This window comes from Nocardioides endophyticus (assembly GCF_039543845.1).
Classification (GTDB): domain Bacteria; phylum Actinomycetota; class Actinomycetes; order Propionibacteriales; family Nocardioidaceae; genus Nocardioides; species Nocardioides endophyticus.
In genome coordinates this window covers 105240-129489 of the sequence record NZ_BAABKN010000023.1, presented here as the reverse complement: position 1 = coordinate 129489, position 24250 = coordinate 105240, and the positions used below count along the sequence as shown (strand labels likewise).

Below are 24250 nucleotides of genomic sequence, written 5' to 3'. Positions count from 1 at the left end.
CCGTTTCACCCGCTATGGGTGATCGACCGCGTGGCCGCTGCGCCCACGCTTGTGCTCATCCTGCCGGATCCGTCGGCGACAGCACGGGAGGTCAGAGGCGTTGGACGTCGCCGGAATGCGCGAGCGCCTCACCGCGACGTACCGGACGCGCAAGCAGCAGGCGCAGGACCTGGTCGACCAGGTGCCGATCCTGGGCCGGTTGGTCCGCGACTTCGTGCGGATCGAGTTCATCGACCGGTGCATGCTGATCGCCGCGCAGGGGCTGCTGGCCCTGGTCCCGATGCTGGTGGTGCTGGCCTCGTTCTTCCCGCACCTGATCGGCGACGCGGTCCACGCGTTCACGGCGGCGGCGGGAGTCGGCAAGGAGGGCACGACCCTCATCGAGGGCGAGGTCACCACCGACCAGGTGCGCGCCCAGACCGGGACCGCTGGCCTGCTGATCACGCTCTTCTCGGCGTCCAGCTTCGCGCGGGCCATCCAGCGCATGTACGAGAGGGTGTGGGAGGTGCCGCACATCGGCGGCGTGGTGGGGCTCCGTCGCTGCCTCGGCTGGCTGATCGGCTGGCTGGTCACGCTGCAGCTGGCCGGCGGGTTGCGGGCGCTGCTGCTCGGGCCCGACAGCTTGGCGGCGGGTACGGCGCGACTGATGCTTCAGATGCTGCTCCTCAGCCTGATCTGGTGGGCGACGTCCTGGTTGCTGCTCTTCGGGCGGGTCGGCTGGCGGCGGCTCGCCCTCGGCGCCGCCCTGACCGGCGTGCTCGGGGTGATCTACACACGCGGGTCGACGATCCTGATGCCGCCGTACGTCGAGGCCAACGCCGACCAGTTCGGCACGCTCGGCATCATCCTGGCGATCTCGACCTGGCTGATCGGCTTCGCCGGGATCATGGTCGGCGCCGCCCTCGTCGGCCGGATCGTCTCGGAGGACCCGACCGTGCTGCGGGCTGTCAGCTCGGTCCTGGGGCTCCTGGCGGCGAGCTGGGCTCGGCTACGGCGGCGGCCGGCGGCCGAGCCAGCAGCTCCACGATGAGCAGCACCACTGCGACGACGATGAGGATCCCGAGGGCGAAGCCTCCCGTCGGGTGGTCCCGCAGCACGTAGACGACCAGTGCGAGCCCGAGCACCCCGACCCGGATGGGCGTCTTGTAGAGGCCGAGTGCCTCCCCGAAGCGACCCGTGTTCAGGCCCGCGCGGTCGCCGCTGGAGCGGACCGCCCCGATCGCGCGGGTCGTGCCCCGGCGCAGCGCGACGGGCGCCCCCACCGGCCCGGTGACCCAGGCGATGAAGGCGATGGCGAGGAACAGCACCGCCACCGCGCGGATGTTGAGCCGGATGAAGCCGACCAGGGTGTCGTAGATCGCGCCGGCCGCCTCGACCGGCAGCTGGTCGGTCGGGATCGCGTCGAGGTAGACGACGCGGAAGGCGTTGAGGGCGATGCCGAGCAGCAGCATCGACAGCACGACGGCGAGCGACCCGGCGACCAACGTGCGACGACGGTTCCTGCCGACCGCGACTGCACCGATGAGGCACAGCAACGCCAGGATCGGCAGCCAGGTGTTGAGGGCGCTCAGCAGGCGGAACGCGTTCTGGGCCTTGGTGATGTCGTCGGACTGGAAGATCGTGAACTGGGCGTTGACCGGGGGCAGCCGCTCCGCGAGCGTGAACCCCCTGGCGACCAGCCGCTGCTTGACCGTGTCGATGATGGTGGCGAGGTTGACGCTGACCGCGTTGTTGCTGATCTCGACCACGTCGGTGTCCTTGCCGGTCAGCACGGCCACCAGCTGGGTCTGCGCCTGACGGTTGGCCTCGATCCACGCCGTCTCGAACTCGTCGGACTTCACAAACGACGTGACCTGCTTCTCGACGAAGCCCTCGATGGCGTCGGAGAGCGGGTTCGAGAGTGCCTGGAGGCTCGACGATGCCAACGGTGGCAGGCCGCGGGCGGTGAGCGCGTCGATCGCCTGGTCGGTGACCTCGTCCACCTGGAGCCGGGTCACGATCTCGGTCGTGATCCGGTCGATGACCGCTTGCTGCACGGCCGGATCGCTCGCGAGCGGACCGACGGTCTCGAGGTAGCGGTCCGTGTCGGAGACCGTGTCGTGCGCCCACCGGGCCACGACGGAGAGGGGGGCCAGGATGACCACGAGGATGATCAGGATGGTCGCGACCACCGGCCGCCACCAGCCCTGACGACGCCGTTCCTGCGGCAGCGCGACGGTGCCTCCGTCGCCGAGCTGCTGCTTGAGCCGCGCGACCTCCTGCTGGAGCTCGGCGACGTCCTGCTGCTTCTCGTCCGGTGTCTCGCTCATGGACGGCCTCTTCTCACGAATCAGTACGTAGCGAGCGCAGCCTGAACGCAGCGACGATCGCGAGGACGCCGGCAACGGCCAGCCAGATCCCGACGAAGACGACCAGGAACCGCAGCGACAGGTCGGTGTAGACGAGGAGGAACCCGCCGGCCAGCAGAGTGACGACACCGGTGAAGATCTCCCAGCCGCGGCCCGAGGCGGGCGGCGAGATGAAGGCGCCGATGATGTCGATGACGCCGGCGATCACCCAGAAGACACCGAGGATCATCCCGAGCACCAGCACGCTCTGGAGCGGGTCGCGCAGGATGAGGAGCCCGACGATCAGCGCCAGGCCGCCACTCAACCCGACCAGGGCTCGCACGCCGCCGTCGTCGCGGCTGACGGAGAGCGCCGCACTGATCCGGAAGATGCCGGCGATGATCAACTGGATCGCGAGCAGCACCGTGAAGACCGTGACGGACGCGTCGGGCCACACGGCCAGCGCGATGCCGAGCCCCAGGGTGACGATGCCGTAGGCCAGGACCAGTCCCCAGTGGTCGACCAGGCTGATCAGGCCGATCGTGGTGGACGAGGCATGACGTGACCTCGCGGTCGCCGTCGAGTCGGTGGCTTCGTTCATGGTTGCCACCTTCCCGCGCTCAGGCCGGTGCTGCCGTCACCCGATTCGGGTGTTCCTGGCGGGGACCGCGCCTACAGGAGCTGCATCGACCGCGCCGCCGCGAGGGCCGCGCTGCGGCGGTTGACTGCCAGCTTCGCGTAGAGGCTCGAGACGTGTGTCTTCACCGTGTTCTCGGAGACGAACAGGTTGGCCGCTATGTCGGCGTACGTCGAACCCCGCGCCAGCTCGTGGAGCACGTCGCGCTCGCGCGGGCTGAGCGTTGGCCGGATCGACCCCGGTGCCCGGTCCTCCCGCTCGCGGGGCCGCGGCGTCGACGGGCCGAAGTACGTCGCGATGCCGGACAGACCCGAGATGTGGGTGTCGATCTCGTTCAGCCACGGGTCGGGGTGGATGTCGCCCAGGCGCTGGACCAGCTCGGAGACCGGGGTGCCGTGCCGGCTCCAGCCCAGGAACGGCACGGCGTTGCGGCGTACCTTGGTCTCGAGCACCGCGCCGTGAAGCAGGTCCAGCGCCCGATCGCCATCGCCGAGCGCATCGGCCAGCTGCGCCTGGGCGACAAGCGCGAGACCTCGGATCGCCGGCTGTGCGGTCACCGGCTCGCGGGTGGCCTCGCCGAAGTGGCGAGCGGCCGCCCGGCGGTCGCCGGCGAGGTCGGCACGCAGGCCAGCGACCAGGGCCGCCTCCGCGGTCGCGCCGATCTCCGTGAGCTGCTCCTGGAGCTGGCCGAGGAGCACCCCGTCGCCGGACAGACTGGCCAGGAACGCGCGTTCGAGCAGCAGTACGACGGCCAGGTGCGCGGGCAGCGGTGGTGTCTCCAGGGGGACCTCGAGGGCGAGCTCGGCGGCGGACACCGAACCGTGGGCGAGGTCGAGTCGCGACCGTCGGGTCCGCATCCAGAACCGCGTCGTCAGGTCGGCCGCGTGCCCGGTGAGGGTGTCGTCCTCGAGTGCCTGGACGCCACGGCGCAGGGGGACCCCGCTGAGCTCGCAGAGCTGCCGGGCGAGCTGGGCCCGGGCCACGGAGTACGGCGTGACCAGCCCACGCTCCGCGGCCAGCGCGATCGCCTCCTCGGCGACCTCGGCGGCGGCGCTCTCGCGCCCGCGCATGTACTCGGTGAACGCCAGGTGGGACAGGACGACGGCGGTCAGCAGCGGGAGGTCGTGGGTGCGGCTGAGCCGGACGGCGGCAGCGAGGTTCTCCTCCGCGGTGGTCAGGTCGCCGGTCCAGTTCTGGGTGACGGCCAGCTCGCACAGCAGGATCGGTACGAGGGCGGCGGCACCAGCGGTCAGCTCGGGGTCGGCGACGACCCGCTGGGCATGGGCCACCGCGCGACCGATCGGCTCGAGACCGAGTCGGGCCCGCATCACCCGCGCACAGGCGTGCTGCACCACGGCGAGCTCCGTGTCGGGCTGCGGCTCGTGCAGGATCCTCTCGAGCCACTGCGCCGCGGCCGTGACATCGCCGCCGAACCAGCGCTCCAGCGCGACCGCGAACCACGACCCGGGATTGGCCTCGATCGCCGACGGGTGTGCGACGGCGAACTCACGCACCGGGGCGCCGTGACCGCGCAGGAGCAGACTAGGGCCCTCCTCTGCGAGCAGGCCTGCCGCGACGGCGTACTCCCCGATCGCCTCGAGCCGGTGCAGGGCGTCCTCAGAGGCACCGCGGCCGACATCGAGCCGGACGGCGCGCTGCACGGTCGCGGCGGCGCGCATGACATCGACGCCGCCGGACGAGATGCGCCGGCGTACGACCTCCGCGAGCAGGGGGTGGATCGTGTAGCGCTCGCCATCGACGGTGACGCCGTCGTGCTCGTGCGAGGCTTCCCGGGTGACGAGCAGACCCGTCGCCTCCAGATCGGCCAGGACCGCCCCGGCACCGGAGTCGTGGGAGAGATGCGCGGCGAGGGCCGGCGTCACGAACGGTTCGCTCGCGACGCACAGCAGCAGGTGGCGCTCGCGGGGCCGCAGCGTCGCGAAGACCTCGCTGGCGACCCGGTCGGCCACCGACGGCCCGATCTCGGCGTACCGCCGGGCCAGCTCGAGGGGGTCCGGCGCTGCGCCGACGGCGCGGGCGGTGAGGACGACGGCGGCGCACCAGCCCTGGGTACGCCGGGCGACCGCCCGGGCGACGTCCGCGGAGTCGGTGCGGGCGTGCGCGGCGACCAGGGCGCCCGACTCCTGCTCGTCGAGTCGCAGCAGGTCACCCCGGAGCATGGTGAGGTCGCCGAGGAGCTCGGGCGCGAGCCGGGTGAACGGCAGGTCCCACCGCGAGGCCAGGAGCACCCGGAACGACTCGGGTGCGGTGTCGAGCAGCGCGTCGAGCGCCTGGATCGTCCGGAGGGGCAGCCGGTGCGCGTCGTCGACGACTACCAGCACCGGCCGGTCGTCGGTCCTGCGAGCCAGCTGGGTGAGCAGCCGGTCGGCGTCCCAGGTGGCGTCGGCGGGGACCCAGGTCGTGTCGGCAGCGCGGCCGGAGCGGCGCAGCCACCCGGCGATGCCGAGGGTCTTGCCCGAACCGCCCGGGCCGACCAGCAGCGTCACGGCCGTCTCGGTCGCGTCGTCGAGCCGGCTCCAGAGCCGCTGGCGCGGCACGTAGGCCCGTGGCAGCGCCGGCAGCTGGCCGATGCGCGCGGTCGAGCCCCGGTGCTCCCGCTTCGACATCGGTTTCGTCATTTCGACTGCTTCGTCTCGGCGCGCCGGCAGGCGACCGGACCGCGGCGCCCGCCGTTGGACTGAGGACAGTATTGCGCGCTCGATGACCGTGCCTCACCCGCGAAGGGTGACGGCAGGGTGATATCCGCGCCGGTGCCCGGGTCGTCGCGGTGGGTCCGACGCTACGAGGGAGGTCCCCCGCTCGGGGTCACCCGGAACGGGCCAACACCCGCGAGAATTCGCGCTGAATCAGAGGAGCCCGTGGGCACGGGCGACCCGGAGCGCGTCGACGCGGCGGTCCACCTCGAGCTTGCGGTAGATGGATGCCAGGTGGGTCTTCACGGTGTTCTCGCTGACGAACAGCGCCCGCGCGAGGTCGGCGTTGCCACCGCCCAGAGAGAGCTGCTCGAGCACCTCGAGCTCGCGGGCGGTCAGTGGTGCTCGCGGGTCGTCGGGGCCGAACCCGAGATCGCGGTGCCGCGCCACCTCCGGGTACGACCGGCGCAGCCCGCCCAGCGCAGCGGCGACCGGTGCTGCGAACGGGTGCGGGTAGGTGCCGGAGGCGTTGCTCGACACAAGATCGCCGAACGTGGGGCTGATCAACGAGCCGAAGGCGAGCATCCAGATCAGCCGTTGCGGCGCCGCCCTGCTGAGCAGCTCGGGGACGAGGTCGCGCGCGGCCTGGACCGATCCCGGCGTACCGATGCGTTGCAGCATGGCCGCGCGGGCGACCGCCGCGCTCAGCGCGACGGTCACCGGTGCGTCGACGGTCGTCGGCAGCAGCTCGTTGAGAAGTCGTACGGCGCGGGGTTCGTCACCACCCAGCCCGATACTCAGGGCCTCGGCGAGCCGCGCCTCGGCATCGCCGCCGACGGCGCGCATCGCGGGGGCGAGCGCGTCGACGGTGGCCAGGTCGCCCATCGCCACCGCGATCAACAGCCGGACCAGCCGGTCGAGGCGAGCGAGATGATGCGGCAGCCTCTCGGGCACGTCGCCCCGGGTGTCCAGGATCCGGCGGGCCTCGGCCGCCTCCCCGACGGCTGTCTGCAGGCCGGCGCGCAGCAGGCGCCCGAAGGTGAGCAGCAGCGGGTCCATCACCCCGCTCGGAGTCTCGTAGAAGCGGGCGAGCGCGTCCTCCGCCTCGGTGAGGCGAAGCTCCTGCAGCAGGGCCCAGCCACGAGACAGGTGGATGCGTGCGCTCGCGGCGTCGGCGCGGGCATCCGGGTCGACCAGCAGCGCGGCCTCGGCGGTGGTGAGCGAGCTCTGGTAGGCGCCGTCGACCATCTCCAGGACGGCCCGACCGGCGAGGGTCGAGCAGGTCAGGACGGGGAGGTCGACCTGCCGGGCGTACATCGCGACGTCCTGGACGTGGATGGCGGCCAGGTCGAACTCACCCAGCCAGGTCTGGAAGTACGCCACCTCGAGGGTGAGCCAGGCCGCTGACACCGGCGAGAGCCCGGAGAGGTCGTGAGCACTGACCTCCGCGTCGTGGCGGCATCCGAGGACCCGCCCGGCGCGCTCCAGGGCAGGACCGGCCTCGCGCCAGCCGTAGCGTGCCTGCCAGACCTCGAGCAGCGCGAGCTGAGCCTCGGTGTCGCGCGAGACGAGATCGCGCAGGCTGCGGCCATCGAGTGCGAGCACCCGGTCGGTCGTGGCCTTCGCGGCATCGATCCGGCCCTGGCCGCGGAGCAGCATCGCCTGCACGACGAGGAGGTCGGCGTGGCGGGTCCGGATGTCGAGCGGGATCCCAGCCAGGACGGTGCCGAGCGCGTCGTACCGGCGCTGGCTGATGAGGTCGGAGGCGAACTCGCGGAGCACCCGCAGCTGCAGATCCAGGTCGCCGGTCAGCCCGGCGTGCCGGACGGCGAGCTCGGCGTCACGCCGCTCGGCGTACGCCTCGGTCGCGCGGTGGTGGGCGGCGACGATGACGGCCCAGTCGGGCCCGGTCGGTGCGGTACGACGACGGAGGAGGTCCAGCAGGAGTGGGTGATAGCGCCACCCCGTCAGGGCCACGTCCGCCTCGGCGCGGTAGCCGGTCACCAGGAGGCCGGCCGCAGCGGCCTGGTCGAGGAGCGTCGGTGCGTCCGGCAGTCCGGACAGCAGGATCGACTCCTCGGCGGTGACGTGCGCCCGCTGGCACGTGGTCAGCAGGACCTGGGCGAGGTCGTCGGGGAGGGTCTCGAACACCTCGTGCAGCAGGTAGTCGAGGACGGGTTGCCGGGTCGCGGCCAGGGAGGCGCGGGCGTCGGCGATGTCGGCGGAACCGGCGAGGGCACGCGAGCCCAGGACCAGCGCGGCCGCCCAGCCGTCGGCCTGCTCGAGCACCGCGGCGACGTCGTCGGGGTCGGCGTCCGGGTGATGCGCGCGCACCAGGTCGGCGGCGTCGGTCTCGTCGAAGCGGAGATCGTCCACGCGCAGCGCGCGGACCGAGCCCGTGAGGGCCGCCGAGATCGGCACCAGGTCCGGCTCCTGCCGACCGATCAGCAGCAGACGGACCGAGTCGGGGTCGGCGACCAGGATCGCGCCGAGTGCGTCTCTCGACTGCTCCGACATCAGGTGGACGTCGTCGATGACGACGACGGTGGGACCGTCGGGCTGCTCGGGACAGCGCATCTCCTCGATCTGGGCGGCGACGGCGGCGTCCTGGTCGCCGCGGGCCCAGGCCACCGTGCTCCGGCCACTCGCGCGGTTCACCCGTGCGGACCAGGCAGCCGCTGCCGCGGTCTTGCCCGAGCCCGCGGGCGCGATCATCAGGTTGACCGGCGTCGCCGGCACGGTGTCGAGGAACTCGTCGAGCCGGGCACGCGGGACGAAGAGCTCCGGCGGACGAGGAGTGACGGATGAGGGGAGCGTGTGCACGGGCGCCTTACCGGTCGCCCGCGCGCGCTGTCCGGAAGCCATCTCCCGCCCTCTCGTCGGCCGTGGACCTCGGTCCCGGCCGCTCTCCCCGAGTCTTGACGCTTGTTCAGACACCATTCAACCCGGTCCACGCCTCGACGGTGGACACCACGCCAGCGGGCGCGGTGATCAGCTGGCCGACGATGCGCCAGCTCGGCACCGGCTGCTCAGCCTCCGAAGACCGCGCGCAGCGCGGCCTCCTGGTCGTCGTCGAGGTGGGTGGTGATCAGCGTGGGCCGCAGCTCGGCCAACTCGTCGTGCACGCGCCCGACGACGGAGTCAGGTGCGAGCAGGAACAGCGCCGACGTCCCCGGCGTCACCTGGTCGCGGACCCGGTTGATGAAGTGGTCGTCGATGCCGACGTCGGCCAGGGCGCCCGCCAGGGCGCCGGTCGTCGCTCCGATCGCCGCGCCCAGGAGCGGCACGAAGAAGACCAGTCCGAAGAGCAGGCCCCAGAATCCGCTGCCGAGCACTCCGTCGGTCAGCACTCCGTCGGTCAGCGCTCCGTCGGTCAGTGCTCCGTCGGTCGGCGCACCGGTCGGCGCGGCGTCGTTGAGCGGGCGGGTGCTGGGTCGGCGGTCGTCCCGCGCCCACTCGACGACGGCCGCGTCGTGGATGACGAGCAGGTCGTCGCGGACGAGGCGGCCGAGCAGGTCCGCCGACCGAGAGGCGGCGTCGACGGAGCCGAGCTGCCACACCGCCAAGGTCCCCATGGATCCACGGTCGTCGCTGGCCTCGTGCCCGACCTCACCCGTTCTGCGTGAACCTCAGGGAGCACCCGTGAGGCCGGCGACCGCGGCATCGATGGTCGGGAAGATCAAGGGTTCGTCGCTCTCCCCGGAGGCGGACAGCACGTCGCGGACCTGACCGATGCCCCGGGCGACGCCGAACCGGATCCCGATCGCCCGGAGCTCATGGCGCAGCTGGGTGAGCATCGCGGCCGCCGTGACGTCGATCCCCGGCACGGTCTCGGCGTCGAGCACGACCGCGCCGACCGGTGCGCCGGCGGCCGACTGGTCGGCCACCAGCTCCAGCACGTGGTCCCGCACGAAGTCGGCGTCCGTGAACATCAACGGGCCCTCGACCCGGACCACGAGGACGTCCGGCAGAGGCGTGCGGTCCGGGTGCCGTCGCCGGTCGACCCAGACTCCCGACCCCGCCCCGTCTGCAGGCACCAGCTCCGCGATGTTGGGCCGCGAGGTGCGGGCGATCAGCAGGATCAGAGAGATGCCGATGCCGATGATCAGGCCGGGGAGTGTGTCGAAGACGAGGACCCCGGCCAGGGCTCCGATCGCCGCGAGGAAGTCGGCCCGCCGAGCGTAGCCGGCCACCGCGACGAGCGGACCGGCACCGGCCCTCCAGAGACGTCGCAGGGCGTCGAAGTCGACGAGCTCGATGACAGCGGCGATGACGATCGCGGCCAGGGACGCCTCGGGCAGCTTCTCGAAGAGGTCCGTGAGGAAGAGCAGCGTCACGACGGTGAGCACCGCCGCCGTCAGCCCGGACACCTGCGAGCGGGCTCCGGCGCTGCCGTTGACGGCGGTCTTGGACAGGCTGCCGTTCACGACCATCCCGCCGGACAGGCCCGACCCGAGGTTGGCGGCACCGAGGCCGAGCAGCTCACGGTTGGCGTCGACGTCGTAGCCCGCCTTGGCGGCGTACGTCTTGGCGGCGCCGAGACCCTCGGCGAAGCCGACGAGCATCACTCCGACCGAGACGGCGAGCAGGTCCATGAAGTCGTCGAGGGAGACGTCGGGCAGGCCGAACGACCCCAGCCCGGAGTCGATGTTGCCGACGATCGCGAGGCCGTGGTCGTCGAGGCCGAAGACCCACACCAGGAGTACGCCGCCGAGGGCGACGACGAGCGACCCCGGGACCGCGGGCAACCAGCGGCGGAGGGCGAGCAGCAGCACCAGGCTACCGACGCCGACGACCGTCGTCAGCAGGTCGAGGTCGGGCACGTTGCCGAGGACCGCCCAGGCCTTCTGGAAGAAGTTGCCGTCGCCCTTCTCGACGCCGAGCAGCGCCGGCACCTGGCCGACGATGATCGTCAGGGCCAGCCCGATGATGAAGCCCTTCAGCACCGGCTCGGAGATGAAGGACGCCAGGAACCCGAGGCGGAAGAGGCCCGCCAGGACCGCCACCAGGCCCACAGCGAGCGCGAGGGCGGTGGTCAGGGCGAGGTACTGGTCGGCATCCGCGCCGAAGTCCCCGACGACACCGGCAGACAGCGCCGCGGTCGCGGACATCGGCGCGACGATCAGGTGCCGCGAGCTGCCGAGCAGCGCGTAGAGCAGCAGGGCAGGCACCGTGGCGTAGAGGCCGACGACGGCGGGCACGCCCGCGATGCCGGCGTACGCCAGCGACTCGGGGATGAGCACCGCCCAGACCGTGAGACCGGCGATCACGTCGCCTCGGAGCCAGGCCGGGCGGAAGCCGTGGAACGACGGGGCGATGACGCCGCGCCAGGCGGCCGCATCAGATCCCGTGGCTCGGTTGGTCACCCGGACCACCCAACCGGGTGGGGCCCCGGCCTGGCATCGCCCGTTTCCGGTGAGGCGAGCAGGCCCGGCCACGACCTACCTTCGGAGCAGGGGATGGCATGCGTGAAGGCAGGGGTGACGGGCGACGATGACCAGGATGCTGATCCGTGTCGACTCCGAGCTGAGCGACGAGCTCAGCGGGGCGTTCCCGCACCTCGTCGCGCGCACGCACCCGCCGAGCACGACGCTCACCGGCGAGCTGACCGACCAGGAGGAGCTGCAAGGGGTCCTGAACCTCTTGAACTCACTGGGTATCGGTGTCGTCGAGGTCGTCACCATCCCGGACTGAGGACTGGGACGATGACCGCGCCGAGACGCGGTGCGTGCGACCCAGAGTGATGGCAACCCGGGTGGACGCCCCGATCACCGGCATCGCCTCGAAGATCCGGACGTTGCCCAGGGTCTCGCTCAGCCCGTCCTCGTCCCACCGACGCACCAGCCGGTGGTCGACGCCGGAGAGGTAGAGCTCGCCGCCGGCTGCAGCGAGCTGGTGGGCGTAGTCGCCGACGACCTTGAGGAACGTCGCGCCCAGCGTCGTACGCCCCCGGAGCCGCAGGATCACCACCGGCCCGCTGGCAGCATCCGGGCCGCGATCGGTGAGGAGCGGTGGGGGGAGGCGGCGCTGGAGGGTGTGGGTGCCGGCGAAGAACAGCGACCCGTAGACGTCGATCACGACGACGTCGTACGGCTTGAGCTCGGTCGGCACGACGTCCTCGACGAGTCGGTCCTCGGCGTCGAGCCGCAGGCGCACCAGGCGCAGGTCGAGCGACTCCTGGTTGAGCTGCATGATCAGGGAGGCGACGACGCCGACCCCGACGGCCGTCGCGACCGGGAGCAGCAGCACGGCCAGGAACGTCGCGGTCATCGCGATCGCCGGGATGGGTCCGGCGTTGGCGACCGACCAGATCTCGCGGGGCTTGATGGTGCCCCAGCCCGCGTAGATCAGCACGGCTGCCAGCGTCGCCATGGCCACCTCCCCGACGAGCTCGGAGAAGACCAGCAGGATCGCGATCATCCATACGCCCTGCGCGGTGAAGTCGCCCCGCGTCGACGAGCGGCTGCCGTCGGGGTTCGGCCTCGCCTCGGCGACGCCCGCGCCCTGCACCAGGACGATCGCGGCCACCGACGCCGCGCCGACGACGAGCGGGAGACTGAACGTGCCCGGGTCGGGTACGCCGGGGGCCGGGATGCCGTGCGGGAGCGAGCCGTTGTCCTTGACCAGGGCGACCCCGGCAGCACCCGTGAGCCACACCGCCACCGTCGGCACCAGGAGCGCCACCAGCGAGCTGAACGTGTCGATCCTGGTGCGCGCCAGCAGCACCATGAACACCAGCGCCGCGGCGCCGCACAGGCTGGTGGGCAGGTCGATGCCGGACGGGTGGGTGACGACGTACCACGCCTTTTGGATCGCCACCCCGCCGTCGGTCTCGGCGCCGCGGCGATCATGAAGGCGCCGGCGACCAGGGTCAGCCACAGCATGGCGTCGGAGCGGTCGGCGGCGTTCACCTCGGCGAGCGTGGGTCCGGCGGCGAGCGCGGCGGCGCTGGTCGTGGTGATCACCATCAGCCGGGTGCTGGACGTCAGCCCGCCCGCGATCGGGCGGCGAAGGACGCGTACAGGCCGTGGGACGGGCCGACGCCGGCCAGCACGCTCGAAGCCATGCCGTCTGGCACGCTGCTGATCGCGCCCGGGAGGCCGGCGAGGACGTCGGCGCGGAGGTCGGCGCGCCGGGGCCGGAGCTCGACCAACCGACGGGCGACGGCGCGCCGGTCGGGAAGTCTCACGTCGCAGCGGGCTCCGGGGGGACGTCGGGCGTGACCTCGGGATCGTCGTCGGGGTCCGCCTTGTTGGAGATCAGCGGTCTGACCCAGCTCAGGGTCGGGTCGGCATCGATCAGGATCGCCTTGGCGAGCAGGGTTAGCGGGATGGCGAGGAGGGCTCCCAGCGGGCCGATGACCCACGTCCAGAAGATCAGCGACACGAACGACAGGGTCGTGGACAGTCCGACGGTGTCTCCGACGACCTTGGGCTGGATGACGGTCTGGATGACCACGTTGAGCACGCAGTAGACGGCGATGACCGCCAGCATCTGCTTGGGGCCGCCGTCGAGCAGGGCCAGGATCGCCGGGGGGATCAGTCCGATGACGAACCCGATGTTGGGGATGTAGTTGGTGATGAAGGCGAGCAGGCCCCACAGCACGGGTGCCGGAACGTCGAGGATCGCGAGGGCGATCGTGTCGAGGACCGCGACGATCAGTCCGAAGATCGTCGACACCGCGAGGTAGCGACGGGTGCCGCTGGCGAACGCGGAGATCGCCTCGACCACTGCGGGGCGCACGGCCCGGGCCCGCTCGAGCTGGCGCGGGTAGGTCCCGCCGTCCATCGCCATGAACAGCACCAGGGCGAGGATGAAGAAGAGGTTGCTGACGATCCCGAGGAGGTCCGAGAGCAACGACCCGATGAAGCTGCTCAACCGTCCCAGGTCGAAGGACGAGCCGACCTTCTCGATCTGGGCCTGGCTCACGCCGAAGTTCTTGAGCCAGTCGGTGAGGTCGGCGACCTGGGTGTCCAGCTCGTCGGTGTACTGCGGGATCAGGGTGGCGAACCGCGCGGCCGAGACCACGATCGAGACGGTCAGGACCACGATGATGAGGTAGACGGCGACGATGCACACCAGCGACGCCACCCACGAAGGCACCCAGCGGTCCAGCCACCGCCGGAGCGGGTGGGCCACGACGGTCAGCACCAGGGCGAGGAAGAGCGGCGCGATGATTCCGGCGGTGGCCTTCATCCCACCGATGACGACGACGGACGCCGCCATGCCGAGCAGGAGGAGGACCCCGCGCGGCAGCGCGACTCGTGGCGCAACGCTCGTGTTCGACACGTCGTACTCCGTCCTCGGGCGAGGGTCTCGCCGTCGTCGCCTATCGTGGCCAGCCGACCGTGGCCGACGGCTCACCCGTCTCGGGTGACGCTACGCCGCCGCGGGCTCCCTAGGGTTCAAGCCACGAGGCGCTCAGGAGACACATTCCGTGGGCCACGGCAGCACGAGGAGAGGTCGATGAAACGAGGACCGGTCGAGGTTCTGTTCGTGGCATTCCCGAACGACGTCGGGCTCGCCGGGCTCGACATCGACGACCCCGAGTTGCTCAGCGACGCCGACCTGGAGGTCCTGACCGACTCGCTCGGTGACGACCAGCAGGGACTGGCCCTGGTCTTCGAGGACGTCGATGCGGCGTTCGTGGCACAGGAGGCATGAGCCCATGATGCGCAGGATGGGACGACCTGGGCTGATCGGCACGGTGGCCCGCACAGCAGTGATCGCCGGCACCGCCACGGCGATGTCGAACGCGGTCAGCCGGCGCCAGCAGGGCATCCTCACCGACGCCGAGTTCGCGGCGGCCAAGCAGCGTCTCCTCGGCTGAGCGGACTCGACCGTCATGCCGTACTGGGTGCCCGTCCTGCTCAGTGCGGCCCTCGTCGTAGCGAACGTCGCCATCGTCGTCTGTGCGCTCATCGTGCTGCCGGGTGGCCGCCGACCGCAGACCGCGATGGCGTGGCTGCTGCTGATCCTCGCGATCCCGTTCCTGGGCTTCGTGCTGTTCCTGCTGTTCGGGCGCACGTCGGTCGGCAAGAAGCGGCGAGCCCTGCAGGCCGAGGTGAACGCCGCGATCCTGGCGGCCGCGCACCTCGAGGACATCGAGGACCACGAACGCCGGGTCGAGCTGCCCCCTCTGGTCCAGAGCTTCGCCCGGCTCAACCGGCACCTCGGCGTACTCCCGCTGAGCTTCGGCAACACCGTCGAGCTGATCGAGGACTACCAGGGCGGCATCGAGATGATGGCGCGCGAGGTCGCTGCTGCGACGGACTACGTGCACGTGCAGTTCTACATCTCCGCCTGGGACGAGATGACCGCGCCGTTCTTCGAGGAGCTGGTGCGTGCGACCGAGCGTGGCGTGAAGGTCCGCTTCCTCTTCGACCACATCGGGTCCAAGGGCATCCCGGTCTACAAGGAAATGCTGGCGAAGCTCGAGCCGACGTCGATCGAGTGGGCGGCGATGCTCCCGATCCGGCCGCTCAAGGGTGAGGTACGCCGACCCGACCTGCGCAACCACCGCAAGATCCTGGTCGTCGACGGCCGGGTCGCGTTCAGCGGGTCGCAGAACCTGATCGAGCCGCACTATGACAAGCCGAAGAACCAGAAGCTCGGCCGCGCCTGGGTCGAGCTGATGGCCCGGGTCGAGGGCCCGGTCGTCCAGGAGCTCAACGTCGTCTTCGCCACCGACTGGTTCACCGAGACCGGCGAGAACCTCCAGCATCTCGCCGCCGAGGTGCCGCCGGTGCCGTCGGAGCGACCGGGGGCGCTCACGGGGGTCGGCGTCCAGGTCGTGCCGAGCGGGCCCGGGTTCGCCACCGAGAACAACCTGCGGCTGTTCAACGCGATGCTCTACTCCGCGGAGCGGCGGCTGTCGCTCACCAGTCCCTACTTCGTGCCGGACGACTCGCTGCTGTACGCCGTGACGACCGCGGCCCAGCGGGGCGTCGAGGTCGAGCTCTTCGTCGGGGCGACCGCCGACCAGTTCATGGTCGCCCACGCGCAGCGGTCCTATTACGAGGCGCTGCTCCGTGCGGGTGTGCGGATCTGGCTCTACCCCGAGCCGTTCGTGCTGCACGCCAAGCACTTCACGGTCGACGACACCGTCGCGGTCGTCGGGTCCAGCAACATGGACATGCGGTCGTTCGCCCTCAACTACGAGGTCGTGATGATGATGACCGGTGCGGAGGTCGTCGTGCGCCTCTCGGAGGTGCAGGACCACTACCGGGCGCTGTCGACCGAGCTCACGCTCGAAGACTGGGTGCAGCGGAGTCGCAAGGACACCTATCTCGACAACCTGATGCGGCTGACTGCCACCATCCAGTAGGGCTCCGTGCCTTCCTGCCGGGGATACTGGCGCCATGAAGCGACGGACCCGGTACGTCCTCGTCCTTGTCCTCGCGGCGGTGCTGGTCAACCTGCCGCTGCTGCACAGCACCTGGACCGACCAGCGGGTCCAGCGGTTCGGGATCGACGTGTCGGCCACGGTCGTCGACCACCGCACCGTGGGCGGCCAGCACCTGCTGAGCTTCACGTTCCCCGAGCCGGTCGACCCCGACCAGCAGACCTGGCAGGCCGACGTCGACACCTCGACGTACGACGACGCGGTGGCCAGCGGTGATCTCAAGGTGCGCGTCCTGCCGGACGAGCCGGCGGCGTACCGGGCCGAGGGTCAGGTGGCGAGCAACTCGCCCCTGGTCATCACCCTGCTCGCCGACGTGGTGCTGGTCCTAGCGGTGCTGCTGCTATGGCGTCTCGGCGGCCGTCGCCGCCCGCAGCTGCGGGCGATCGCGATGGAGGACGTGGAGCGGTGCGCGCCGGGGACGGCGCTGGACCGCATCGAGGGGGAGACCTTCCTGATCCGCGGTGAGGTCTCCGCGATCGAGCCGGGGCAGGTGGTGCTCGAGCTCGGGGGCCGCTCGGTCCTCGTCTACCTCGACGGGCACCTGAACGTCGTCGGCCACCAGCAGCCGGCCCAGGTCCGCGCCCGGCTCGTCTGACATCTCGGCGCCGCGGCGCGACAGGCCGGAGACCAGGACCGCGACCATCAGGGTGGGTGCCAGCAGGACGAACGTCATCAGACCGACCATGACCTCTGACTCCACCGACATGCTCAGCACGGTGTCCGCGGTCGGCCTTCTCGAAACGTGCCCCGCCGAAACGTGGCCCAGCCCACATATCGGATGCGTCGTCCGCGCGGTTGCCGGCTCGGTCAGGCTGGGCCCATGACGAGCCTCCACGACTTCAAGGCCACCGGCATCGACGGCGCCGAGGTCGACCTCGCGGCGTACCACGGCGAGGTGGTGCTGGTCGTCAACACCGCTTCGCAGTGCGGGTTCACGCCGCAGTACAAGGGCCTGCAGAAGCTGCAGGACGACTTCGCCGATCGCGGCTTCACGGTGCTCGGCTTCCCGTGCGACCAGTTCGGCCACCAGGAGCCCGGAGACGACGCGGAGATCCAGGGGTTCTGCGAGCGCAACTTCGGCGTGACGTTCCCGCTGTTCTCCAAGATCGACGTCAACGGTGACGACGCCCACCCGCTCTTCACGTGGCTCCGGTCGGAGAAGGGCGGGCTGCTCGGCAACCGGGTGAAGTGGAACTTCACCAAGTTCCTCGTCGGCAAGGACGGCCAGGTGATCGCGCGCTACGCGCCGACCACGAAGCCCGAGAAGATCGCGGCCGACCTGGAGAAGACGCTCGGCAGCTGAGCTCCGCAGCCGTCGTTCACCCGGGGTCGTCAGCCGAAACCCGCCGACACGCCGTTGCAGCAACGGCGTGGCGGCGGGTTTCCCCGGTCGGCCGGGGAAACCCGCAAGCCAGCTCGGCTACTGGAACCGGTACCCGTGCACCCGGCCCTTGCGGATCGCCTGGTGGAAGCGCGGCTTGACCTTGATGGCCACCTTGACCCGCTGACCGGAGCCGACCTGGTAGGTCCGGGTCCCGATGACGACGCGCTTGGCCTTGTGTCCCGGCCGCTTCACCTTGGCCGTCAGCCGCAGCGTGCCCTTGCAGACGTCCACGGTGGACGCGCAGGTGATCGTGACCGAGGCCTTCTTGCCCTTGGTCCCGATCGAGAGCGTCGCCAGCTTCGCGGCGGCCGGCCCGGAGCTCGGGGCGAAGCCCGGAGAGAAGCCCGGGTTCGTGCCGGCGCCGACCGTGAGCTGCACGGTCGCGGTGCCGGAGTTGTTCGCCAGGTCCGGGTCGTACGTCGTGCTCGCCACGGTCGCGGTGTTGACCGCGGTGAGCTCGTCGTTGAGCGTCGGGCCGGTCCGGACCGCGATGCACTCGAGGTCGAGCAGCACGTCGACGTTCCCGCTCGTGGCGTTGAGCAGGCGGAAGTCCCGGTTGACCGGCTGCGGCTCGTGGCCGAGCAGCAGCACGCCCGCGGGCAGGTCGTACGACGCCGTGATGCCCTTGTAGCCGGTGGGGCAGCTGACCCGCTCGACGCTCTCGCCCGGGGCGAGAGAGACGGTGCGGGTCACGTGCTGGAGGTCCAGCGCGTGCTGGTGTGCCGGCGAGCCGGCCAACGCGGTCCGGTTCTTGAGCGCCCGGATGCTGAGGGTGGCCTCGGCCGGGCTGAGGACCTCGACCGTGAACTTCCAGCCACCGGCGACCGGCTCCGCGGCGACCAGGCGGGCCTGGCCGCTGAGGACCTGGATGCCGGGCGCGACCGCACGGGTGCCGGACGTGATCGGCAGCGTGAAGCTGTGCCGACCGACCGCGAGCGCGCCCGTGCCGAGGGTCTGCAGCGTGCCCACCGAGATGGCGTGGGCGTGGCCCGCGACCGTGGTCGTGCCGCTGGCGAGGCAGGTACCGAAGAGCTTCACCTGCGCCTGACCGGTGGTGCCGTTGGTGACCACGAACCGGTAGGTGCCGAGGCCGGTCGAGCTGGCCTGATCGACGACGACGTCGGCCTTGGTGCCCGCACCCTGGTCGACGCTCATCACCTCGACGGAGCCGTCGGTCATGGTGGCGCCACCGGCGCAGGTCAGGTCCTGGGTCCGGGTCTCGCCGGCCTGCAGCGAGACGTACTCCTCGGACTTCGCCACCTCGAGCTGGTGCTCGTGGCTGTCGGCGGGCGCGACCGGCGGTCCGCCGTTGACCGTGGCCTGGATCGTCACGGTCCGCTCCGCGCCGGGCTCGAGCGACCCGAACGAGCAGCTCACCGTGCCGGCGGCCTGGGTGCAGGTCGGCGCGCCCGGCGCGACCGACACGAACGTCAGGTTCGACGGGACCGGGTCGGTGAGGGTGACGCTCTGGGCCGTCGACGGACCGGCGTTGCGGGCCACGAGGGTGTAGGTGACGGTGTCGCCGCCCACGTACTCCGTGCCGTCGGCCGTCTTGGTGACGGACACGTCCGCGACCGGGGTGACCGGCGTGGTCACCTGGCTGTGGTTGTTGCCCGGGTTGGTGTCGGGCGTCGTGGTGGTGACGTCCGTCGCGTTGGTGACCGCACTGGTCCGGGCCGGGTCGACCTGGACGGTGACGTGCATCGTCCGGGTCGCGCCGGGGGCAAGCGTCCCGTAGTCGCAGGTGATGGCCTGGCCGGCCGCCGCGCATCGGGTCGGGTCGTCGAGCGAGACCAGGTGGAGGTACGCCGGCAGCGTGTCGGTCAGGGTCGAGACGAGCGCGTCCGAGGGCCCGACGTTGGTGGTGGTGAGCGTGTAGACGAGCTGCTCACCGGGGATCACCGACGTCTTCGACGCGGTCTTGGTGACCTTCAGGTCGGTCTTGGTGCCGACGACCAGCGAGCCGGTGTCCGTCTTGTCGGTGGGCACCTCCTCGGCGTGGGTGGACGCCGTGTTGGTGAGAGTGCTGCCGGTGGCGACACCCGGGCCGACGTGGACCGGGACCGTGATCGTCACGGTGCCGCCGGGCGCCAGCGAGGTGATCGCCCAGTCGATGGTCGACCCGGAGGCTCCGGTCTCGGAGAAGCCGGCCGTCGGCGCGGCGGTCGCCGTGCCGGCGGTGTAGCTCACGCCTGCCGGAAGCGCGTCGTGGACCACGACGTCGTGTGCGGTGGCGTGGGCGTCGGTGTTCTTCACCTTGATCGTGAAGGACGAGTCCTCACCGGCCGTGGCGGCGCCGTTGTCGGGCGTCTTGGTGATCACCAGCTCCGGCTTCGCGACTGTCAGGGTCACGGTCGACTGCGGGCCGACGTACTCGCGCCAGGGGTTGTCGCTGTCCGCGGTCCGGTCGGCCGTCGAGACACCCCAGTACGACGGGATCGCCGCCGTGTTGGTGATCTGGTCGCCGGAGCCGAGCGCGGTCGCCGGCTTCACCTTCGTGGTGTAAGTGAAGGTGACCGAGGCGCCGGGGGCGATGCCGCCCGGGATCAGCCAGCGCAGGTCGGGGTCGCCGGCGGTCCAGCCGTCGGTGCTCAGGTCCGCGCCGGTGACGAGGGTGATGTCGACGAGCTCGGCGTCGGGCTGGTCGGTGACCACCACGTCGTACGCCGGCCAGGTGCCGGTGTTCTTCACGGCCACCGTGTAGGTGACGGTGTCCTTGCCCTCGACGTACGGGCCCTTGTCGGCCGACTTGGTGATCGTGAGCTTCGGCTCCTTGACCGCGGTGGCCGCGGTAGCCGGGCCGACGGTGTCGGAGTACGACGCCGGCACGTTGGCCGGGGCGGCGGGCAGGGTGTCGGTCCGGTTCGTGCGCACCCGGGCCTCGTTGGTGAAGGAGACCGGTGCGGTGACGCTGCCGCCGCCCCGCTTCGTGGAGAGCACGTGGCCGTTGAGGACCAGCTCGTAGGTGCGCTGCTGCGCAGCCGCGGTGAGGTCACCGAGGAACCACGCTGCCTGCTGGGTCGTGCCGCTGGCCGTGACCGGGAAGGTGCTGACCGTCGGGTCGCCGCCGGGGCAGCCGGCGGTGCAGGTGATCGCGCCGTACGAGTCGACCGCGAGGCCGTCCGGCACGGAGTCGACGACCGTCGTGTCCCAGTAGCGGACGTTGGCCGGGACGGTGACCTTGACCGTCCAGGTGACGTTGTCGCCGATCGTGGCGGTCGTCGGGGTGACGTCCTTGGTGATCGTCGGCAGCACGACGGAGAGCACCTTGCTGGCGCTCGCCGTGTAGTCGGGCGCCGTCGTCGAGGTCGACGTCGACGACCGGACTCCGGTGGTGTCGTCACCGAGGCTGGTGGTGTTCGCCTTCGCGGTGTTGGTGTACGTCGTGCCACCGGTCGCCGGGTCCTCGACCTGGACGGTGTAGGTCAGCGGCACCGAGCCGCCGGGCGCGATCGCGCCGAGGGCCGTGGTGGTGGCCTTGGTCCAGGTGATGGTCCGCGCCGTCGCGTCCCAGACGCCGCCCTGGTTGATCGTGACCGGCTCGGTGCCGGCGGGCACGGTGTCGACCACGACCACGTCGTGGGCGGTGGACGTGTTGGTGGCGCTGCCGTTGGAGGCGGTGACGGTGAACGTCTTCGTCTCGGCGGAGGTCACGACGGTCGACCCGGCGACCGCCTTGGTGATCGCGATCTTGGGCTCGACGATCGTCGTGTTGACCGTGTTGGACTTGGTGTGGCTGGTCCCGTCCTGGTCGACGTAGGTCAGCGTCGCGGTGTTGCCGAGCGAGGTGCCTCGGGTGTTGGCGGCGACGTCGAGCACCTTCGCCTGGAACGTGATCACGAGCTTGCCGTCGGTCGCGACCGGTGCGGCGTACGTCGAGGGCAGGGTGGCGAGGACCGTGTTGGCCGGCGACTCCGTGACGCCGGCGAACGCGGCGCCGTCCAGGGTGCAACCGGCGACGCAGAGGCTGCCCGGCACGAGGGTCTGGCGGGCCCCGAGCGGGTCGGTGACCTTGCCGAGGTAGACGGTGGTGTTCTTCGGGACCGTGGTCGTGACGGTGTAGGTCACGACCTCGCCCACCGTCGCCTGCGAGGCGCTGTTGCCACCCTCGGTGACCGAGGTGGTCCGGGTCTTCGCGATCACGGCGTCGCGGGTGTGGATCGACTCGGTCGCCTCGGCGGCCGGCATGTTCGCGGCCGGGAGCGAGGGGTCCTTGACCGTGGTGTTCGCCGGGATCAGCTGGTACGGCGTGCCGTTGTTGGCGACGTACGTCCACTCCACGACGCCGACCTTGTTGGTGTAGGTCACGCCCGGGCTGACGTCGCTCGGCACGGTGAGCGTGTAGGTCAGGTTCTTCGTCGCGCCGGCGGCCACGTCGATGCCGGTCCAGGTGATCCGGCCGGAGGCGCACGTGCCGCCGTCCGAGAGCGCGCTCAGGTCGGCGCAGGTGATGCCGGAGGGCAGCACGTCCCAGACCCGGGCGTCCTCGGCGGGCGCCGTGCCGGAGTTCTTCACGCCGACCGTGTAGTGGACGGCCTGTCCGGCCTCGACCTCCTCGTCGTCGGCGGCCTTGGTGACCCCGAGCTCGGGGAGCTTCACCTCGAAGTCGGTGCGGTCACGCAGCGTGAAGGCCTTCGTCGCGGTGTTCTCGTACGAGAACTTCTGCAGGTTGCCCTCGACGTCACCCGAGGAGTGGCCCGACGGCGATCCGACGGTGGACTCGAAGGTGATCTCGAAGACCTGGCTGCCGGAGTCGACGTCGTTCGTCCCGCCACCGAGCGGCCAGCGCAGGCGGCCGTCCACGGAGGTGTCGATGGTGCCCACGGGGACCGTGTTGTTGGCGGTGGCGGCCCAGCTGCCGGCGACGTACGAGAGGCCGTTCGGCAGCACGTCGAAGACGTCCTGGCTGGTGGTGTCGAGGTTGGCCGGGAAGTCGAGGCGCAGCTTCCAGCAGACGTGGTCGCCGGGGCCGTACTCCGGGACCGTCTTGCCGTAGTCGGCGGCGGCGAGGTTGCCGCACTGGCCGGCGCCGGGGAAGTGCTCGCCGACCTGCTTGACGATCGTCGGGCCGTCGGCGGCCTTGCCGGACTGCGACTGGTCGTAGTCGAGGTCGCCGTCGGTCTCGTCGGCGTCGATCTTGCTGCCGGCGCCGGTGCACAGCGGGTCGGCCGGGGCGCAGCGGATCCAGTCGTTGCCCTGGGTGCTGATCTTGTTGGCGACGTCGTCACGCGAGAGCACCGGGGTGGAGTTGGCGAACCCGGACTGGTAGTTGGCGCGGGTCCGCGTCCAGAACGTGAGCTGACGGGTGTCGCTGGGCTCGATCGTGGCGAGCTCGGGGAACGTCGTCTTGTCCCAGACGATGTCGTAGGTGCCGTTGCCCTGCTCGTCGACCGACGTGTAGGGCTTGCTCGGCAGGTTGCCGCCGGTGGGGCCGCACTCGCTGTCCTGGCCGTTGGGCGTGTGCGCGAGGTTGGTCGCGCCCAGCGGGCACAGGCCGTTGGGGACCACATCGTGGATCGAGACGTCGGTCAGCCAGCGGTACTCCGACACCTGGAGGTCGACGGTCCACTTCGTCAGGTCGCCCTGGTTGAGCGAGCCGAGGTTGTTGGACTTCTGGATCGCGATGTCCTCGGCCGTGCGCAGCAGCGTGCCCTCGTCCTTGACGGACTTCCCGGGCTTGCTCGGCGCCTGGTAGGTGCCGTGCGCCAGCGCGCCGTTGAGCAGCGGCTGCTCGTCGTACGTCTCGTCGCCCGCGTTGTTGTCGAGGTTGGCGGCCTGCGCTCCGGTCGTCGCCGGGGTGGCGCCGCTCCAGGTGAGCGTGTTCTCGCGGATCGGGATCGCGGCGGCGTACGTCAGCGTGGTGACCTGACTCGGCGCGAAGTCACCGACGAGGTTCCACTTTACGTGGGTGTAGACGTCGAGGGGCAGCGGTCCGCTGCCGTCGGGGTCGGTCTCGACGGTCTCGACCAGGTCGGGCTGGGTGCAGTCCTCGGCACCGGTCGGGTGGGTGACCACGATCGGGCCGGAGCCCGGGTACTCCTGCCCGCTGCCCGCGTTGGTGGGCGCGTCGGTGGTGTGGTCGGCGGTGCCGGCGCAGCCGAGGAACTCCAGGCCCGCGGGGAGGTAGTCCTCGACCCAGACGCCGTTGGTCGGGTTCACGTCGTTGTTGGTGACCGTCAGCGTGTAGACGGTCTGGTGGTCGTGCACGCCGCGCGGGATCTCGCCCTCGGGGTGCGGCTCGGACTTGCGGATCTGGATGGCCGTCAGGTCCGTGGTGGTGGCCTTCTCCGCCCACCCGGTGTAGCTGCCGGCGGCCGGCCCGACGGGCTGACCAGAGCCGTTGAAGTCGGCCTCGTCGCGCGGCTGGGTCGAGATGAAGGCGCTCGAAACGATCGGGAGCTGATCGCCGACGTCGTACGTGGGCGTCCCGGCGGACCCGGTGTCGTTGTAGTCGACGTCGAAGGACAGCGTGTGGCCGGAGCTGGCCACCAGGTCGTCGACGTTGTGCCAGATGAGGGTCGTCTGGCCGGTGGTCGGCTTGTTGGTCAGGATGCTCGGGGCACCATCGTTGCCGGCCGAGCCGGCGACGTACGACGTGCCCGCGGGGAGCACGACGCGGAAGGCGAGGTTGTAGCCCTTCGGTGCTCCGGCGGGGAGCGACGCGGTGAGGGCGACGGGCACGTTGCGGCCGTAGAGCACCGAGGTTGCGGGCCCTCCCGTCAGCTGCACGTCGGGCGTCGAGGCCGGCGGCGGCGCTGCGGCTGCCGACGCGGACACGGCGATCGCTGCGCCGAAGGCGAGCATGCCGCCCACGAGGCTCAGCACGACGGAGTGAGTGAAAAA

17 protein-coding genes are annotated in these 24250 nt (G+C 71.1%); 7 read left to right on the top strand and 10 right to left on the bottom strand.

What is annotated here, in order from left to right; all coding sequences use genetic code 11:
• Nucleotides 1-100 precede the first annotated feature (100 nt).
• Complete coding sequence (locus tag ABEA33_RS17765; protein WP_345528247.1) at nt 101-1030, top strand: YhjD/YihY/BrkB family envelope integrity protein; 930 nt, start codon at nt 101-103, stop codon at nt 1028-1030.
• On the opposite strand, the gene ABEA33_RS17760 is transcribed toward ABEA33_RS17765, so the two are convergent.
• The 6 genes from ABEA33_RS17760 to ABEA33_RS17735 form a co-directional block, all read right to left on the bottom strand.
• On the bottom strand, nt 948-2309 hold the full coding sequence (locus ABEA33_RS17760; protein ID WP_345528246.1) for a hypothetical protein: 1362 nt from the start codon (nt 2307-2309) through the stop codon (nt 948-950). The genes ABEA33_RS17765 and ABEA33_RS17760 overlap by 83 nt on opposite strands.
• 13 nt (nt 2310-2322) lie before the next feature.
• The gene (locus tag ABEA33_RS17755) at nt 2323-2928 is read right to left on the bottom strand and encodes an HdeD family acid-resistance protein (protein ID WP_345528244.1); all 606 of its coding nucleotides are present in this window, start codon (nt 2926-2928) and stop codon (nt 2323-2325) included.
• A 71-nt stretch (nt 2929-2999) separates the two neighbouring features.
• The gene (locus ABEA33_RS17750; RefSeq protein ID WP_345528243.1) at nt 3000-5603 is read right to left on the bottom strand and encodes a LuxR C-terminal-related transcriptional regulator; all 2604 of its coding nucleotides are present in this window, start codon (nt 5601-5603) and stop codon (nt 3000-3002) included.
• A 228-nt stretch (nt 5604-5831) separates the two neighbouring features.
• A complete protein-coding gene (locus tag ABEA33_RS17745) occupies nt 5832-8483 on the bottom strand; it encodes a LuxR C-terminal-related transcriptional regulator (RefSeq protein WP_345528242.1) in 2652 nt (883 codons plus the stop codon).
• Between the two features lie 164 nt (nt 8484-8647).
• Nucleotides 8648-9193, bottom strand: coding sequence for a DUF1269 domain-containing protein (locus ABEA33_RS17740; RefSeq protein WP_345528241.1), 546 nt, complete (start codon nt 9191-9193; stop codon nt 8648-8650).
• A gap of 54 nt (nt 9194-9247) precedes the next feature.
• Nucleotides 9248-10984, bottom strand: a complete 1737-nt coding sequence (locus ABEA33_RS17735) for a SulP family inorganic anion transporter (RefSeq protein ID WP_345528240.1) — start codon at nt 10982-10984, stop codon at nt 9248-9250.
• 136 nt (nt 10985-11120) lie between these two features.
• Here ABEA33_RS17735 and ABEA33_RS17730 point away from each other — a divergent pair, with 136 nt between their 5' ends.
• The gene (locus tag ABEA33_RS17730; protein WP_345528239.1) at nt 11121-11312 is read left to right on the top strand and encodes a hypothetical protein; all 192 of its coding nucleotides are present in this window, start codon (nt 11121-11123) and stop codon (nt 11310-11312) included.
• Here the strand turns inward: ABEA33_RS17730 and ABEA33_RS17725 are convergent.
• The 3 genes from ABEA33_RS17725 to ABEA33_RS17715 all read right to left on the bottom strand — a co-directional run bounded on the left by ABEA33_RS17725 (nt 11268) and on the right by ABEA33_RS17715 (nt 13907).
• Entirely contained in the window at nt 11268-12437 is a 1170-nt protein-coding gene (locus ABEA33_RS17725) for a SulP family inorganic anion transporter (protein ID WP_345528238.1), read from the bottom strand. The genes ABEA33_RS17730 and ABEA33_RS17725 overlap by 45 nt on opposite strands.
• 166 nt (nt 12438-12603) lie before the next feature.
• A complete protein-coding gene (locus ABEA33_RS17720; protein WP_345528237.1) occupies nt 12604-12807 on the bottom strand; it encodes a SulP family inorganic anion transporter in 204 nt (67 codons plus the stop codon).
• On the bottom strand, nt 12804-13907 hold the full coding sequence (locus ABEA33_RS17715; protein WP_345528236.1) for an AI-2E family transporter: 1104 nt from the start codon (nt 13905-13907) through the stop codon (nt 12804-12806). Before ABEA33_RS17715 ends, ABEA33_RS17720 begins: the two co-directional genes overlap by 4 nt.
• 207 nt (nt 13908-14114) lie before the next feature.
• Between ABEA33_RS17715 and ABEA33_RS17710 the strand changes: the two genes are divergently transcribed.
• The 5 genes from ABEA33_RS17710 (at nt 14115) to ABEA33_RS17690 (ending at nt 17326) form a co-directional block, all read left to right on the top strand.
• Nucleotides 14115-14282 carry a hypothetical protein gene (locus ABEA33_RS17710; RefSeq protein WP_345528235.1) on the top strand — a complete coding sequence of 56 codons (168 nt, stop codon included), beginning with the start codon at nt 14115-14117 and terminating at the stop codon, nt 14280-14282.
• 16 nt (nt 14283-14298) lie between these two features.
• Nucleotides 14299-14448 (top strand): SHOCT domain-containing protein, encoded by a 150-nt coding sequence (locus tag ABEA33_RS17705; RefSeq protein WP_345528234.1) that lies wholly within the window; start codon nt 14299-14301, stop codon nt 14446-14448.
• 15 nt (nt 14449-14463) lie between these two features.
• Entirely contained in the window at nt 14464-15945 is a 1482-nt protein-coding gene (cls, locus tag ABEA33_RS17700) for a cardiolipin synthase (RefSeq protein ID WP_345528233.1), read from the top strand.
• 34 nt (nt 15946-15979) lie between these two features.
• Complete coding sequence (locus ABEA33_RS17695) at nt 15980-16618, top strand: hypothetical protein (RefSeq protein WP_345528232.1); 639 nt, start codon at nt 15980-15982, stop codon at nt 16616-16618.
• Between the two features lie 225 nt (nt 16619-16843).
• On the top strand, nt 16844-17326 hold the full coding sequence (locus ABEA33_RS17690) for a glutathione peroxidase (RefSeq protein ID WP_345528231.1): 483 nt from the start codon (nt 16844-16846) through the stop codon (nt 17324-17326).
• 117 nt (nt 17327-17443) lie between these two features.
• Here the strand turns inward: ABEA33_RS17690 and ABEA33_RS17685 are convergent, their stop codons facing one another.
• A complete protein-coding gene (locus tag ABEA33_RS17685; protein ID WP_345528230.1) occupies nt 17444-24232 on the bottom strand; it encodes an isopeptide-forming domain-containing fimbrial protein in 6789 nt (2262 codons plus the stop codon).
• Nucleotides 24233-24250 lie beyond the last annotated feature (18 nt).

Excerpts from the sequence above, each read along its gene's own strand:
- ABEA33_RS17760 (WP_345528246.1), bottom strand. The coding sequence starts at position 2,309 with ATGAGCGAGACACCGGACGAGAAGCAGCAGGACGTCGCCGAGCTCCAG.
- ABEA33_RS17755 (WP_345528244.1), bottom strand. The coding sequence starts at position 2,928 with ATGAACGAAGCCACCGACTCGACGGCGACCGCGAGGTCACGTCATGCC.
- ABEA33_RS17750 (WP_345528243.1), bottom strand. The coding sequence starts at position 5,603 with ATGACGAAACCGATGTCGAAGCGGGAGCACCGGGGCTCGACCGCGCGC.
- ABEA33_RS17745 (WP_345528242.1), bottom strand. The coding sequence starts at position 8,483 with ATGGCTTCCGGACAGCGCGCGCGGGCGACCGGTAAGGCGCCCGTGCAC.
- ABEA33_RS17740 (WP_345528241.1), bottom strand. The coding sequence starts at position 9,193 with ATGGGGACCTTGGCGGTGTGGCAGCTCGGCTCCGTCGACGCCGCCTCT.
- ABEA33_RS17730 (WP_345528239.1), top strand. The coding sequence starts at position 11,121 with ATGCTGATCCGTGTCGACTCCGAGCTGAGCGACGAGCTCAGCGGGGCG.
- ABEA33_RS17705 (WP_345528234.1), top strand. The coding sequence starts at position 14,299 with ATGGGACGACCTGGGCTGATCGGCACGGTGGCCCGCACAGCAGTGATC.
- cls (WP_345528233.1), top strand. The coding sequence starts at position 14,464 with ATGCCGTACTGGGTGCCCGTCCTGCTCAGTGCGGCCCTCGTCGTAGCG.
- ABEA33_RS17695 (WP_345528232.1), top strand. The coding sequence starts at position 15,980 with ATGAAGCGACGGACCCGGTACGTCCTCGTCCTTGTCCTCGCGGCGGTG.
- ABEA33_RS17690 (WP_345528231.1), top strand. The coding sequence starts at position 16,844 with ATGACGAGCCTCCACGACTTCAAGGCCACCGGCATCGACGGCGCCGAG.